Here is a 14,664-nt window from a genome sequence, read left to right on the forward strand (position 1 = left end):
CGGCATGACGGATCAATGGGATGCCGGGCGACTGGACAGTGACCTCGAGGGTGTCGGCTTCGACACCCTGGCGGTGCGCGCCGGTCAAAACCGTACACCGGAGGCCGAGCACAGCGAAGCGCTGTTCCTGACCTCTAGCTATGTGTTCCGCACGGCGGCCGATGCGGCCGCACGCTTTGCCGGCGAAACGCCGGGCAACGTCTATTCGCGCTACACCAACCCGTCTGTGCGTGCCTTCGAGGAGCGCCTGGCAGCCATGGAAGGTGCCGAGCAGGCCGTGGGCACCTCCACCGGCATGGCAGCAATCCTCGCCGTGGTGATGTCGCTGTGCAGTGCCGGTGACCATGTGCTGGTTTCGCAAAGCGTGTTCGGCTCGACCATCAGCCTGTTCGAGAAGTACTTCAAGCGCTTTGGCGTGCAGGTAGACTACGTGCCACTGGTCGACCTCGCCGGCTGGGAAAAGGCCATCAAGGCCAATACCAAGCTGCTGATCGTCGAATCGCCGTCCAACCCGCTGGCCGAATTGGTCGATATCACCGCGCTCAGCGAAATCGCCCATGCCCACGGTGCCATGCTGGTGGTGGACAACTGCTTCAGCACCCCGGCGCTGCAGCAGCCGCTGAAGCTGGGGGCCGACATCGTGTTCCACTCGGCCACCAAGTTCATCGACGGCCAGGGCCGCTGCATGGGTGGCGTGGTTGCCGGCCGTGCCGAGCAGATGAAAGAAGTGGTGGGCTTCTTGCGCACCGCAGGGCCGACTCTCAGCCCGTTCAACGCCTGGATCTTCACCAAGGGCCTGGAAACCTTGCGCCTGCGCATGCGTGCGCACTGCGAAAGCGCCCAGGTACTGGCCGAATGGCTGGAGCAGCAGGAGGGCGTGGAGAAGGTGCATTACGCCGGCCTGCCAAGCCACCCGCAGCATGAACTGGCCAAGCGCCAGATGAGTGGCTTTGGTGCGGTGGTCAGCTTCGAGGTCAAGGGTGGCAAAGAGGGCGCCTGGCGCTTCATCGACGCTACCCGGGTGATTTCCATCACCACCAACCTGGGTGACAGCAAAACCACCATCGCCCACCCGGCCACCACCTCCCACGGCCGCCTGACGCCGCAGGAGCGTGAAGCCGCGGGTATCCGTGACAGCCTGATCCGTGTTGCCGTGGGCCTGGAAGACGTGGCCGACCTGCAGGCCGACCTGGCGCGCGGGTTGGCGGCGCTGTGATCGAAATCGGCGGCGGTACGCCCGGCCACAACGGCCGGGTAGCCCTGGTGACCGGTGCCGCGCGCGGCATCGGTCTGGGCATTGCCGCCTGGTTGATCTGCGAAGGCTGGCAGGTCGTACTCAGCGACCTCGACCGCCGGCGCGGCGCCAAGGTGGCCAAGGCCCTGGGTGACAACGCCTGGTTCATCACCATGGACGTTGCCGACGAAGCCCAGGTCAGCGCCGGGGTGTCCGAGGTGCTGGGGCAGTTTGGCCGGCTGGACGCGTTGGTGTGCAACGCAGCCATCGCCAACCCGCATAACCAGACCCTGGAAAGCCTGAGCCTGGCGCAGTGGAACCGCGTGCTGGCGGTCAACCTCAACGGCCCGATGTTGCTGGCCAAGCATTGTGCGCCGTACCTGCGTGCGCACAACGGGGCGATCGTCAATCTCACCTCCACCCGGGCGCGGCAGTCCGAGCCCGATACCGAGGCCTACGCGGCGAGCAAGGGCGGCCTGGTGGCCTTGACCCACGCCCTGGCCATGAGCCTGGGCCCGGAGATCCGCGTCAATGCGGTTAGCCCGGGCTGGATCGATGCCCGTGATCCTTCACAGCGCCGTGCCGAGCCGTTGACCGAGGCGGACCATGCCCAGCACCCGACGGGCAGGGTAGGGACGGTGGAAGATGTGGCGGCCATGGTGGCCTGGCTGCTGTCGCGCCAGGCAGCGTTCGTCACCGGCCAGGAGTTCGTGGTCGATGGCGGCATGACCCGCAAGATGATCTACACCTGAGCATTCTGCATATCCTGTACGGGCCTCTTCGCGGGCACGCCCGCTCCCACAGGTACTGCACAGATTTCAAAACCTGACGCGAACCTGTGGGAGCTGGCTTGCCGGCGATAGGGTCATATGCCCAAACCCGATTTGTCTTTTTTGAAAAAAATTCAATGGGGCTATTGACTTAGCTTCGCCACCTGCGTAAATTTCGCGGCCTCAGCGAAGCAAACGCAACAAGCAACATCGCGAGGGTGATTAGCTCAGCCGGGAGAGCATCTGCCTTACAAGCAGAGGGTCGGCGGTTCGATCCCGTCATCACCCACCACTTCCTGAGATGTTCCTGGTGCATCAGGTTTCGCAAGAAGCCGATAGCCAGAGAGGAACGCACTGCGCAGCGGTAGTTCAGTCGGTTAGAATACCGGCCTGTCACGCCGGGGGTCGCGGGTTCGAGTCCCGTCCGCTGCGCCATTTTTCAGTAACAGGCGGGTGCTTGGCACCAGTCTGAAGCCACAAGGCAAAACGCCTTGGGCTGATCCCAGTTTCAATCGGGCGCAAGCCTGAACGATACGCAGCGGTAGTTCAGTCGGTTAGAATACCGGCCTGTCACGCCGGGGGTCGCGGGTTCGAGTCCCGTCCGCTGCGCCATCTTCGTTTCAAGGTCCCTTGAACACCTTGAAGCAAACACAAGAGAAGCGATCACGTTATCGCTTTTTTTGTGCCTGCCCTGAGGCCATCGCGCCGGAAGGGTAGACCCAGGTTTCAATCGGGCGAAAGCCTGAATGATACGCAGCGGTAGTTCAGTCGGTTAGAATACCGGCCTGTCACGCCGGGGGTCGCGGGTTCGAGTCCCGTCCGCTGCGCCATCTTCGCCTCGAGGCCCCTTGAACGCCTCGAAGCAACGAGAAAGCGACCTTAGGGTCGCTTTTTTCGTTTTTCGCTTGGGCAATTCCGCCCTTGATCCAGATTTACACGAACCTGACAGACTCTTCACCGATCAACGGTTCCTGTGCCTGCCTGCTGTGTTGCACAATAGGCACCTTTCTGACTTACCCGGAATACGCAATGACCAGATCTACCGTCTTTGGTGCGCTCGGGCTGGCCCTGGTGCTGGCGGGCGTGACCGGTTGTTCCTCGAAAAAAGCCGCCGTCTACGAGCATGAGAACTTCGACGACTCGGGTACCTTCTCGCGCAGCTTCCCGGTGAGCGATGCCGGCTCCTGCGAGGCCGCCCGGCGTGCCTTGCTCAGCCAGGGCTACATCATCACCAGCAGTGGCGCCAACCAGGTGGTGGGTAACAAGAGCTTCCAGCAGAACAGCGAGAACCACCTGCAAATCAGCTTCAACGTCACCTGTGCGCCCGATGTGAGCGACGAGCAGCGCTCGACCATGTTCGCCAACGCCTTGCAGGACCGTTACGCCCTGAAAAAGTCCAACACCTCCGCCAGCCTGGGCGTGGGTGTGCTGGGGTCGGTGTCGATGCCGATTGGCTCCAGCGACGACTCGATGGTCAAGGTGGCCAGCGAGACGGTGACGGCGGCGCAATTCTATGACCGTTATTTCGCCCTGGTGGAGAGCTACCTGCCCAAGCCCAAGCCGCAGCAGAAAAGCAAGGCCAAGGTCGAGGAGCCCGCGCCGAAGGCCGAAGCGCCCGCGCCTGCCCTGGGGCTGCCGGAGCAGGCTGCGGCGGCACCGGTGGCACCAGCCCCGGCAGCGGCACCCTTGGTGGAAGCGGCGCCAGCCCCGGCTACCGTTACCCCAGCCGATGAGGCCGTAGCGGCACCGGTGGTGGATGACAGCCAGGGCTCGCAGCCGGTGGCGCCACCGGCGGAGTCGGCACCTATTGAAGTACAGCAGCAAGCGCAGCCTGCCGAGGCCGCCGAGACCGCGGTCCCCGGACTTTGATGGCTTGCCTGTACTGGCCCCGTCCGGGTACTGCGCAGACGTTGAGAACTGCGCAGTAGCTGTGGGAGCGGGTTTACCCGCGAAGGGGCCGGTGCAGCCAATGCACATCCCCTGTTACAGACACCCGGTGATAATGTTCTGAACACCTGCTACGTTTACCACTCATAAGCTTGTCATCATTCCTTCACTCCACCTGCTTAGGTTGAAGGCGACACCGATAAAGATCATGAGATAAGAGGACGCAGGTCGATGGACGAATATCAGGAAGAACTTCTCGAATACCAGGCTTATGAACTGGACACTCCGGAACCGGCCGACGACGCCACTGAGCTCTAGCCCACCCGCCGCTGGCTGCGGCGGAACTCCCCCGGCGTAAGGCCCGTCCAGCGCTTGAAAGCGCGCTGGAAGGCCTCGGCCGACGCAAACCCCAACAGATAGGCGATCTCGCCAAAGGCCAGTTCCGTATCGCGGATATAGGTCTCGGCCAGGTCGCGCCGTGTTTCGTTGAGCAGGTCGCGAAAGCGCGTGCCTTCCTCGGCCAGCTTGCGGCGCAAGGTCCAGGTCGGCAGCTGCAGGTGCCGCGCCACTTCTTCCAGGTCCGGTTCGCGACCGCCATTGAGCAACGGGCCCAGCAGGTGGGTGATGCGCTCACCCAGGCTGCGTACGCGGGTGCGTTGCAGCATCTCCGCCTCGCACAACTGCAGCAGGTGCTGCCAGGTGCTTGGGCAATGCCGCGGGTTGGCCAACTCCAGCGTGGCGCGGCTCAGGCGCAGCTGATTGCTTTCGGCGGCAAATCGCACGGGTGTACCGCACAACGGCTGGTAACGCTCGGCGTAGGCAGGGGTGGCAAATTCGATTTCCAGGCGTTCGGCCTGCACCGGTGTGCCGGCAAGGTCGCTCAGCTGGGCCAACCAGCCCGCGAGCAGGGAATCGACGACGAAGCGGTTGTAGGCGTTGTAGGGGCTGATCGAGTAGAAGCGCAGCCAGGCGCCGTGGGCATCTTCATGGAACGTGGAATGGCCACGGTAGTTGGCTGCATACAACGGCTCGAAGCGCAACAGGGTGCGTGCCGCCTCGCCCACGCTGGGCGCCTGGGCCGCCGTGACCCCGGCCAGCCCGGCCTGCGCCAGACGGCTCAGGCGCCCCATGTGCAGGCCCAGCGCAGCCTCACCGCAGAGTTCGATGGCGGCATGCCCCAGGTGCATGTAGCGCGGTATCGACAAGCGGGCATTGGCCTCGCCCAGGCGTGCCGCGTTCAGGCCATAGCGCTGCAACAGTGGCTGCGGGTCGTGGCCAAGCTCGCGCAGGGCCTCGCTCAGCGGCTGGACAAAGCCGACCGAAAGGTCGCCCAGGCGCACACGGGGGCGGGCCATCGGCCTACAGCCACAGGTTCAGCAGGCGGGCGCCAGGGCTGGGCGTTCCCGCCAGCAGTTCGCCAGCCTGGTGGGCAAAGCCTTGGCCGTCGCTGCCCTGTTCCCAGAACTGCCCACGCATGAACACGCTCATGCTGCTGACATCGGCACCGGCGGCCTTGGTCAGGTGCTGCCAGGCAGCCTGTTCGCTGACTTCGCCGCGCTGCAAGGGCAACCTGGCGCTGGCGTTCTGGTGGCGATTGCCACGCCAGGGTGCCTGCCAGCTGCCCTTGCCGCTGAGGAACACCGGGTTGGCGATCAGTTCCACTGCCTGGCGGGCCAGTTGCTGGTGGTTTTCCGGGTACCAGCTGTCGCTGCCCACCAGTACCCCCAGGCGCCCGGCAGGGGTTTGCACGACCTGCAAAGGCTGCTGGCGCCCATCGTGGACATAGCGGCGCATTTCGCTGTCGGGGAACTGTTGACGCTGTGGCTGGCCCAGCAGCGAGCCGTCACCGGCGAACACCATGCTGCTGTTGAACAGCGGGCCGCTGCCGGCATGCAGTACGCCCTGCTTCACATAGGGGGCGGGCAGCACGATCGAGCCGGCTACCAGGGTCACGTTGAATTCCTTGGCCAGGCCACCGAACAGTTGCTGGTAATCCGTGGCCATCTGCTCGGCCTTCATGCGCAGGTGCGCGTCGGCGCGCCGGTCGTCGCCGTCAGCACCGAGCATGGCCAGGCCATAGCGCAGCGGGTTGCTCAGCTCCAGCCATTGCAGGGCTTCGCGGCTTTGCGTGACCTGGTACAGCTCGTTCTTTTCGCCGCGCGCCCACAGCCAGGTACCGATGTGCTCGGGCAGCACCACTACCGTGCGCGGGCCGACCAGGCCCTGGGCTCGGGCCTGCTCCAGGTAGGCCGCGAGCTTGCGGTGCAGGCGTTGCAGGTTCTGGTAGTCGCCCGGGTACAGCAGCGGCTCGACGCCGAGCAGGTTGCCGTGCTCGCCGGGTACGCCATGGTTCAGCGCCAGTTCGATGCGCAGGTCGGACAGATAATGGCCTTCCGGGCGCTGCTGGGTCCAGAAACCGTAGCCACAGAGTGCGGCGGCCATCACCAGCGCCAGGGTGCTTGCCAGGAGTTTTCGCATCAAACTTCAGCTTTCACCTAAAAATGAGCCGGCCGTGCAGAAATCAGGGACATGACGCAGCCTGATTCATCAGCTCTGGAGTCCCTGTTGCACTGCGTTTGCAGTATCGCGACTGGATCATACCAAAGCTGCCGGGCACTTAGGCGCATTCTCTGCTGCGCAACAGACCGGGTGTCACGGTTGGCACATCAGGCGCTGGCGCTCGTAGTTGACCGCCGCGTCCCGTTCCGGCAGGTCGTAGTGGGCCGCGCACTGGCGTTCGCCCCATTTGATGGTCAGGCTGCCCTGGTCCTGCTCCAGCAGCACCAAGGCCTTGCCGCTTGGGTCGGAAATCGCCAGCTGGCGGCCCTCGGCGTCCTCGACCGATGCCCCGAAGGGTAGCAACTGGCCGCGTTCGTCGAACAGCTCGAACTGCACCCGACGCCCGCTCTTGCCGGTGTAGCGGGCAAGCACTACGGCGCCGCGGCGTGGCACCAACTGCTGGGTGGCGTTGTCGATCTCGATGTCGCCGCCCAGGTCGCGCGTGTCCAGGCTGATCCAGTTGACCCGATAGGGCTGGGCACTGGGGATCACCGCATAGCCGTTGCGCCCGGTTTCCACGCCGCTGTAGTTGCTGATTTTTGCCCCCTGCACACCCGGTACTTCGGCCAAGGCGAAGGTTTCGCCGAGCGTCTGGCCGAGGTTGATACCGCCCTGGTGGGCAACCACGGCGCCGGCGACGTTGAGGTTCTGCGAATCGTAGCCGCGCCCCTGGCTATAGCCCAGGCTGATGTCGGCGACCGAGGTGCGGGTGTTCAGGTTGGCCGAGGCCGAGCTGCCGCTGGTGCGACTGTGACCGCCCTGGATCGAGTAGAAGGTGTCGCTGGTTTCCGACAGGTAGCCGTTGATGCCCGCCTGGGTGGTCTCGTTGCCTTTCTGCGTACTGCTGGTGACGAACGCTCGCGGTGCGCGGGCGCGGCTGCCGAGCGGGAACGATAGCGACAGGTTGAACTGGGTATCCTGCCCCGCAGGGCCTGAGGTTTCCAGCTCCTTGGTGCGACTGACGTCGAGGTTATAGGAGATATCGCCCCAGTTGTTGCTGTAGCCGGCCGACAGGCTCTGCGAACCGCCGCGGTTCCAGTAGCGCTGGTCGCTGGCCGTCAGGTAAAGGCTGCCGAGTGCACGGTCGCGGCCCAGGCTCTGGTTGATGGTCAGGTCGGTGCGGGTCTTGGAGTTGCCGCTGCGCTTGATCGCGTCGCTGCTCTGGTCCTCGATTATGCTGGGTGAGGGTGCGGAAGCCCTCGGTGGAGTAGCGGTAGGCGGCCAGGGTGAAGTTGGTATCGGTGCCGGTGAAGGTCTTGGCGTACAGCGCCCGCAGGCTGTTGCCCTGGGTGGTCTGGCCCTGGGCCTTGCTCGAGGAATGGGTGACATCGAGCGAAAATGCGCCCACCAGTGTGTTCAGGCCACTGCCGACGGCCAGTGCCTTGTAGTCGTCGGTGGCTTGCAGGCCAACCACGCCGGTTACGGTGTTGGTCAGGCCGTAGGCCAGCGTCGTGCTGAGCATCTGCGGCGTGGCCAGGCCCTCGCTGTTGCTGTTGTAGCGCCCGGCGGACAGGCTGTACTTGACCTGGCCGCCACGGACCATCAGCGGCAGGCTGGAGAACGCCTGCGTGCTGACCCGCCGGCGACCGTCGGTCTCGATGATGGTGATTTCCAGGTCGCCGTTGGAGCCGCTGGGGTAGATGTCGCTGATCTCGAACGGGCCGGGCGGTACGTTGGCGGTGTACAGCAGGTAGCTGTTCTGGCGGATCTCGACCCTGGCGCTGGTTTGCGCCACGCCCCGCACCACAGGTGCGTAACCGCGCTCGCTGTCGGCGCGCATGCCTTCGTCCGAAGCCAGCTTCAGGCCCCGGTAACGCACGCTGTCGAACAGGTCGCTGTCGCTGAAGATGTCGCCGGCGCTGAACTGGCCCTTGAGCGCGGTCACGTCGTGCTGCAGGTAGCTGCGGTTGCTCTTGAAGCTGTCCGGCCGCCCGGTGCCACTGCTGAAGTTCGACTCGTTGCGCAAGCGCCAGCTGCCAAGGTTGATGCCGTTACGCAGGCTCAGGTTGTTGTTGATGCGGGTCTCGGCATCAGCGGCGCTGCGGCTGGTGTTGAACTGATAGTTGATGAATGCCGCAGGCACACCCGCGTCCCACAGTTGCGGGTCGACGTAGCCGCGCAGGCCGCGCTTCATGGCGACTTGCGGAATGCTGGCGGACAGGCGCAGGTGACCACGAATCATAGTTCAGGCTGGCCTGGTCGATCAGCGTGGGCAGGTCGTGGCAGGCCGCTTCGCTATCCAGGCGCCCCTGGGCCCTGAGCTTGTCCATGTCGATGCCCAACTGCTCGAGCAGCTCCAGGGTCAGGCACGGTTCCACGCGCCCGGTGTGGGGGTTGCGGTTGAAGTCGATGTCACGCCGGCCCACCAGTACCTCGTTACTGTACAGGTCTACCCGATAGTTGCCCGGCAGCACGCTGCTGGCCGATAGCAGTAACTGCAGGTCGACCGCCGATTGCACACCTTGCAAAAAGGTGGTGTTGAAGCCCTGCAGCTGGGGATCGTCCTGCGCCGTCGCGAGGCCGGGCAGCGCGCTGCACAGCAGCAATGACAGGGCGTTGAGCTTCCAGGCTGGACGAGGCGTGCTGCCATTGAGCGCGCGCGCGCCTGCATCGGCACCGTCTACGGAGCGGGGGGCGATGGACAAAGACATACGAGGAACCTATTTCATGTCCCGGCACGGGCTGGGCACGGGGAGGCCGCTCACGACCGGGGCGTGCGAGGTGGGGTTATGCGATCACAAGCTGATGGCGGGTTCGGCAGGCTTGGCGCTACCTGGCTGGGCAGGGCTCAGCAGCACGGAATAGCCATGCTGGGCGCCATAATCGTTGATGCTCTTGAAGGTGAGCGTCAGTGGGCCGTCCACTTGCGAAAGTGCCGAGCTGAAGGTCTTTTGTTCTCCGGGGGCGATCATGCTCGAGTCGGCGCTGAACACGGCCTGTTTGCCGCGTTTGACTTCGATGTCGGCCATCGACACGTGATACAGGCTGGGGTTGTTCACGGTCAGCGTTGCCTTGCCGGCGTGCTGGGTCACTTGCCAGACCAATTGCTCCGGTGCCAGCAAGGCATTGCCGGGCAAGTTGGCCGGGCGGAAGAAAATCTTGATGCGTTGGCGCACTGCCAACTGCAGGGTATTGGCCTGGGTACTGGCTTGCGGAATTTCCTGCACATTCAGCCAGACCACCGATTCGCGGTCGGTCGGCAGGCCCTGGCCCTCATAGAGAATGCGCAGCAGTTGTTCCTGCTTGGGCATCACTCGGGCCAAGGGAGGGGTAATGGCAAACGGCGCCTGCGCGCTGTCGCCGGCATCCACCCAGGACTGCACCAGGACTTCCTGGTTGCCATTGCGCACGATGACATTGGCTTCCTTGTGAGCACCGTCGAACACGACGCGCGTAGCGCTCAGGGAAATGCTGGCGGTTGCCTGGGCAGCGACGAGCATGCCCAGCAACCCGAAAACGGGATACAGAGAACGACGCAACATGGTTGGGGTACCTTGCGGGACGAAGAAGTGGCGAGGCTGTTCAGCCTCGCGCAGGGGAACAGCGGCGAATCGATTATTCGTACTGCAGGATGAACGGCAGGGTGGCGTCACCACGACCGGCGGTGGCAGTGCCGGCGGTGCCGGTGGTCACGTAGGCTGCGGAGAAGCTCAGGGTGGCATCGCCGCCGGCAGCGCCAGCGCCGTGTACTTCGCTCTGGATCTTGGCGGTGGCGGGCGAGCTCAGGTCGATCAGGTTGCCGTTCGGGTCAAGCAGGGCGATGCCGACGTTGGCAGCAGTGCCGGTGCCTTTGGTCAGGGCCAGGACCTTCTTGCCGGTGACCAGGCCCGAGCCGCCGCTGTTGGCGTCGAAGACCATCGCCACCTTGGTGCCGACGTTGCAGTTGACGTTGAGGTTGAAGTCCTTGCCGGATACGCGGCCTGCGCTCGGGTTCTCGGCGGTGCCCATGTCCTTGATCGAGACGCTGCCCATGTCCACGGCGATTACGCGGTCGGCATTGGCGCCGTCGACCGAACAGGCGTCATTGTTGATCACGCCGGTGAAGGAAATCTTGCCGCTGCCACCTTTCACTGGCCCGGAAGGTTCGGCAGCCAGTACACCGGCTGAAGCGGTGATGAGCGAGAGGGTCAGTGCGGCCAGGGAGAATTTATTCATATTAATGTCCACATGAAAGTGAGTAAGTGCTGCAACTAAGTGCACGCTCACAATAAGTCAGGTGGTTTCCCTGGCCCATCAGACGAATCTTAATGGTTGGCCTACGACGCTTAGTTAATTGAAGATATGCCTCGCCAAGCAATAGGCCAATAACTCCTGATCGCTGTTTACTTCAAGTTTACGCATGGCGGAAACTTTCTGTGCACTGATGGTCTTGGTACTTCGGTGTTGGCTGCGGGCAATCTCGCTGACACTTTGGCCGGCCACGAACAGGCGCAGTATTTCGAATTCCTTGGGCGACAGGTTTTCTACCCGTTGGTCGATGGCGGTATTACAGGCTATCACCGAATGCCTTGCCGGTTCCGGCGCCCGGTAGGTGCGGTTGCGAGCCACCGCGTTCAGGGCCTTCTCGATTTCACCGTGCAGTTGGCTCTTCTGGATGACACCGTCCACGCCCAGCTCCTGCAGCCGCGTGAATATCAGTGGGTTGGAAATCATGGTCAGCACGAGAATGCGAACAGCGGGATAGTGGCGCTTGAGATACTCGATCAGTTTCAACCCGTCACCGTAGGGTGAGTCTGCCGGCATGTTGTAGTCGGAAATGACCATGTCCACGGGTTGGCGTTCGAGCAGTTCGATCAGCCCTTGCGAGCAGACGGCTTCGCCGACCACGCAAAAGCGCGGGTCGCGTTCGACCAGTTCGCGGACGCCGAGCAGTACGATGGGGTGATCGTCGGCGATGATGACCTTCAGTTTTTCCATAAATGACGACCCGTTAGCCAGTGCGGATGAGTGGGTGGTTTCCATGCGTTATCAGCGCTGTAGTTGATTCTATGCAAGGCTGTCGAGCATTGCCGACAGCTTGTCCAGCACCTCCCGTATCCTGGCCGTCAGGGTAGCGTCGAGCGGCGAGTTGGCCAGCGCGTCCTCAAGTAAGCAGCACTGCTCGGACAGGGCTCTGGCCTGCACCGCGCCCAGGGCCCCGGCGACGCTGTGCAGGCGCTCGCCAAGACGCCGATGGTCGCGTTGTACGAGGGCCAGGCGCAACTGCTGCAGGTCCTCGTGCATGGTGCTGATGAACAGCGCGCGCATGCTGGCGGGCACTTGCACAGTGTCGCCGGTGGCAGGCAGGGGCGAGGTGCCGTGGGTGTCCGCTTGCGCATGGCTGGGCCCATCGGCCAGGACCGGCCGGCACAGACGGAGCAGATGGCTGCGCAAGGCCTGCAGGCTCAACGGTTTGACCATCCAGGCATTCATGCCCACCTCGAGGCAGCGCTGGCCCTCTTCGCGCAGGGCATTGGCGGTAACGCCGATGATCGGCAGACGGGCGTCGTGCTGGCGCAGGGTTCTGGCCAGCTCGTAGCCATTCATCAACGGCATGTTCACATCGGTCAAGACCAGGTCGAACAGGCCTGGCTGCCAGCGTTGCATGGCCTGTTCGCCGTTGGCCGCGACGACCGTGGTGCAGCCCAGCGCCTCGAGTTGCTCCTGAAGGATCGCCTGGTTGATCGGATTGTCCTCGGCCACCAGCACATGCAGGCGCAGGGCGGCACGTTGCTGCTGCGCACAATAGTGACTATCGGGCACGCCGCCCTGGCGCACCAGGGCGATGACCTGGGCGATGGCGCGCACGTCATGCAGGTCTACCCGCCAGCAGCCGTCGATGAATGCGCCGGGGGCCGGGCCGCCGCTGCAAGCGCAGATCCGCTGGCCATGCCAGCTGGCAGCATCCGGGCAGTCGAGCAGGTCGACCAGCAAGGCCTGGGGGTTGTCCTGCTCCAGGGGGGGAATCGTCAAGGTTGCGGCGATGCCCAGGCGCTGCAGCCAGTCGACGCCATGCTGGGCAAGTTCCGGTATCGGCGCACGCACGTACACCGGGGTCGGGTCGGGCACCAGGTTCGGGCAGTCGCTCAGCGCCCCTTCGGCCAGCGGCAGGCTGACGGTGAGCGAGAAGCTGCTGCCCAGGCCCGGCTCGCTGACCACCTTGATCCGGCCGCCCATCATCTCGGCCAGCCAGCCGCAGATCGGCAGGCCCAGGCCTGCGCCGCTCTCGCTGGAGGCGTCGGCGACCTGGTAGAACAATTCGAACAACCTGGCCTGCTGCGCCTGGGAAATGCCGATGCCGGTATCGGCAACCTGGAATTGCAGGCTGACCTGGTTGGCGTCGAGCGTCAGCACGCGGGTACGCAGCACCACCCGGCCGGTGTCAGTGAACTTGATGGCGTTGCTCAGCAGGTTGTTGAGGATCTGGCGGATGCGTATCGGGTCGCCCACCACCTGGGCCGGCAGGCGGGCGTCGTGGCAGGCATACAGCAGCAAGCCCTTGCGCTCGGCGAAGGCGCGATAGGTGCGCACGGTGTCCTCGAGCAGTTCCAGCGGGCAGAACGTTACCGGCTCGAGCGCCATTTGCCCGGACTCGATCTTGGTCACGTCGAGCACGTCGCTGATCAGCTGGAACAGGGTTGCCGAGGAGCGCTGGATGGTGTGCAGGTAGCCTTGTTGGCGAGCATCCAGCTGCGTCAGGCCGAGCAGCTCGAGGGTGCCCAGCACGCCGTACAGCGGGGTGCGGATCTCGTGGCTCATGGTCGCCAGGAACAGGGTCTTGGCGGTGTTGGCGGCATCGGCGGCGCGGCGCGCCTCGTCCAGCGCCTGGGCGTCCTCGACGTGGCGGGTTACGTCGTTGAATGCATAAAGGCGCACGTCTTCGCCGTGGTAGCGGGTCGACACGAAACCCACCTGCAGATGGCGACCTGCGACCTGCAGGTAATGTTCGCCGCTGCTAGCCTCGCCCACCGTCGAGGCGAGGGTGTTGACCAGTTCCTGGGTGCCCTGCCATTGCTGCGCCCGCTGGTTCTCCAGCAGCACTTCGTGGTCGCCGTTACGCACCACGCACAGGCCGGTCGGGGCGGTATCGATGACCACCCGGTTGAAGGCTTCGCTTTCGGCGATGGTTTCATGGGCGGCGCGTGCCGGCAGGATGACCTGACGCTGATACCAGCGGATTGCTACCCGGCCCAGCCCGATGAGCACCAGGAAGGTGACGGCAATACTGGTCAGCGACCAGAACGCGTAGCGGAAAAAGTGCCGGTAGGTCACGGTGTAGACCGCGCTCCAGCCGCCGTTGGCCTGTTCGTGGAGACGGAACACGAGGCCCTCGGGTTTGATGTTGAGGCCCTCGTGCACGCCCTCCAGGGTGGCAGGCGTACCGATGAGCACTTCGCCGGACGGGGCGATGAGGTTGAAGTGGTCATACACCGTCCAGTCCATGATGCGTTCAAAATCGTCGATCTGCGCCAGGTCCACCAGCGACGCCACTTGCATGCGCTGGCTGTCGGCGTTGGCCGAGTGCAGGATGACATTGGCATACGCCAGCACGCGCGGCGGGGAGGCCTGGTCCGGCTGTTCGACATAACTGCGCCAGATGATCCCGCCTCCCGGGCGCCAGTCCTCGGCGCGTGGCTGGCGCGCCATGACCTGGCGGATGACGTCGATGAATGGTTCTTCCTCGGGCTTGCCGCGCCCACGCCCTGCAGCGGGCACCGTGATGTCGTAACGGGCATCCGGCGAGAACAGGAATACCTGCGGCGAGCGGTAGGGCGAGGCTGACCAGAACATGCTGTAGAAACTGGCCAGGTTCGCTCCCTGGGTGTAGACCTCCGACACGTCGCCGTCAGCGAAATTGCGCCGGTCGAGCTTGAGGCTGAACGGCATGGAGAACGGGAAAACCTCGCCCTTGTAAATGTCCGGCCCTTCTTCGGGCAGTGGCGTCAGCACGGGTTCGAGCGTACGAGGGAAGTCGAGCAGCTGCCCCTGGGCGCTGCGTTGTACGAGGGACTGGAGGAAGGTTTCCTGCTCCTGGATATTTTCCATCAGGCGGGCGAAATGGATGCTGACCGTATCGCTGTGTTCATCGACCAGGCGCTCGATCGACCACAGGCTGAAGCCGGCCAGCAGCAGTGCCAGGCCCAGCAGCACGGTCATGCCTTTGTTCAGGCGCAAAGAGCTGCGGGCCAGGTTTTCCAGCAGGGCGTTGTAGTGTTTCATGCAAGGATCCGCAAG

Annotated in this window: 9 protein-coding genes, 4 tRNA genes and 1 pseudogene; 7 read left to right on the forward strand and 7 right to left on the reverse strand. The window is 64.1% G+C overall.

Features of this window, described 5'->3' with window-relative positions; genetic code table 11:
* Positions 1-4: 4 nt before the first annotated feature.
* The 7 genes from QIY50_18385 (at position 5) to QIY50_18415 (ending at position 3,873) form a co-directional block, all read left to right on the forward strand.
* Entirely contained in the window at positions 5-1,216 is a 1,212-nt protein-coding gene (locus tag QIY50_18385) for an O-succinylhomoserine sulfhydrylase (GenBank protein ID WGV19336.1), read from the forward strand.
* On the forward strand, positions 1,213-1,986 hold the full coding sequence (locus QIY50_18390; GenBank protein WGV19337.1) for an SDR family oxidoreductase: 774 nt from the start codon (positions 1,213-1,215) through the stop codon (positions 1,984-1,986). The genes QIY50_18385 and QIY50_18390 overlap by 4 nt, the downstream gene beginning before the upstream one ends.
* 234 nt (positions 1,987-2,220) lie before the next feature.
* Positions 2,221-2,296, forward strand: a tRNA-Val gene (locus QIY50_18395).
* A 66-nt stretch (positions 2,297-2,362) separates the two neighbouring features.
* A tRNA-Asp gene (locus QIY50_18400) sits at positions 2,363-2,439 on the forward strand.
* A 100-nt stretch (positions 2,440-2,539) separates the two neighbouring features.
* Positions 2,540-2,616, forward strand: a tRNA-Asp gene (locus QIY50_18405).
* Positions 2,617-2,757: 141 nt separating this feature from the next.
* A tRNA-Asp gene (locus QIY50_18410) sits at positions 2,758-2,834 on the forward strand.
* A gap of 199 nt (positions 2,835-3,033) precedes the next feature.
* Entirely contained in the window at positions 3,034-3,873 is an 840-nt protein-coding gene (locus QIY50_18415) for a DUF2242 domain-containing protein (protein WGV19338.1), read from the forward strand.
* Between the two features lie 332 nt (positions 3,874-4,205).
* Here QIY50_18415 and QIY50_18420 read toward each other — a convergent pair whose 3' ends face one another.
* The 7 genes and pseudogenes from QIY50_18420 to QIY50_18450 form a co-directional block, all read right to left on the reverse strand.
* A complete protein-coding gene (locus tag QIY50_18420) occupies positions 4,206-5,246 on the reverse strand; it encodes an AraC family transcriptional regulator (GenBank protein WGV19339.1) in 1,041 nt (346 codons plus the stop codon).
* Positions 5,247-5,250: 4 nt separating this feature from the next.
* Positions 5,251-6,369 carry a nitrilase-related carbon-nitrogen hydrolase gene (locus tag QIY50_18425; GenBank protein ID WGV19340.1) on the reverse strand — a complete coding sequence of 373 codons (1,119 nt, stop codon included), beginning with the start codon at positions 6,367-6,369 and terminating at the stop codon, positions 5,251-5,253.
* A gap of 174 nt (positions 6,370-6,543) precedes the next feature.
* Positions 6,544-9,101: pseudogene (locus QIY50_18430) on the reverse strand (fimbria/pilus outer membrane usher protein).
* Between the two features lie 84 nt (positions 9,102-9,185).
* Positions 9,186-9,932 (reverse strand): molecular chaperone, encoded by a 747-nt coding sequence (locus QIY50_18435; protein WGV19341.1) that lies wholly within the window; start codon positions 9,930-9,932, stop codon positions 9,186-9,188.
* 73 nt (positions 9,933-10,005) lie between these two features.
* The gene (locus tag QIY50_18440) at positions 10,006-10,605 is read right to left on the reverse strand and encodes a fimbrial protein (protein ID WGV19342.1); all 600 of its coding nucleotides are present in this window, start codon (positions 10,603-10,605) and stop codon (positions 10,006-10,008) included.
* A 114-nt stretch (positions 10,606-10,719) separates the two neighbouring features.
* Positions 10,720-11,367 (reverse strand): response regulator, encoded by a 648-nt coding sequence (locus QIY50_18445; GenBank protein ID WGV23087.1) that lies wholly within the window; start codon positions 11,365-11,367, stop codon positions 10,720-10,722.
* A 69-nt stretch (positions 11,368-11,436) separates the two neighbouring features.
* A complete protein-coding gene (locus tag QIY50_18450) occupies positions 11,437-14,649 on the reverse strand; it encodes a response regulator (protein WGV19343.1) in 3,213 nt (1,070 codons plus the stop codon).
* Positions 14,650-14,664: the final 15 nt, after the last annotated feature.

The organism is Pseudomonas putida, assembly GCA_029953615.1.
Lineage (GTDB): Bacteria > Pseudomonadota > Gammaproteobacteria > Pseudomonadales > Pseudomonadaceae > Aquipseudomonas.

Excerpts from the sequence above, each read along its gene's own strand:
- QIY50_18415 (WGV19338.1), top strand. The coding sequence starts at position 3,034 with ATGACCAGATCTACCGTCTTTGGTGCGCTCGGGCTGGCCCTGGTGCTG.
- QIY50_18445 (WGV23087.1), bottom strand. The coding sequence starts at position 11,367 with ATGGAAAAACTGAAGGTCATCATCGCCGACGATCACCCCATCGTACTG.
- QIY50_18420 (WGV19339.1), bottom strand. The coding sequence starts at position 5,246 with ATGGCCCGCCCCCGTGTGCGCCTGGGCGACCTTTCGGTCGGCTTTGTC.
- QIY50_18385 (WGV19336.1), top strand. The coding sequence starts at position 5 with ATGACGGATCAATGGGATGCCGGGCGACTGGACAGTGACCTCGAGGGT.
- QIY50_18435 (WGV19341.1), bottom strand. The coding sequence starts at position 9,932 with ATGTTGCGTCGTTCTCTGTATCCCGTTTTCGGGTTGCTGGGCATGCTC.
- QIY50_18440 (WGV19342.1), bottom strand. The coding sequence starts at position 10,605 with ATGAATAAATTCTCCCTGGCCGCACTGACCCTCTCGCTCATCACCGCT.
- QIY50_18425 (WGV19340.1), bottom strand. The coding sequence starts at position 6,369 with ATGCGAAAACTCCTGGCAAGCACCCTGGCGCTGGTGATGGCCGCCGCA.
- QIY50_18450 (WGV19343.1), bottom strand. The coding sequence starts at position 14,649 with ATGAAACACTACAACGCCCTGCTGGAAAACCTGGCCCGCAGCTCTTTG.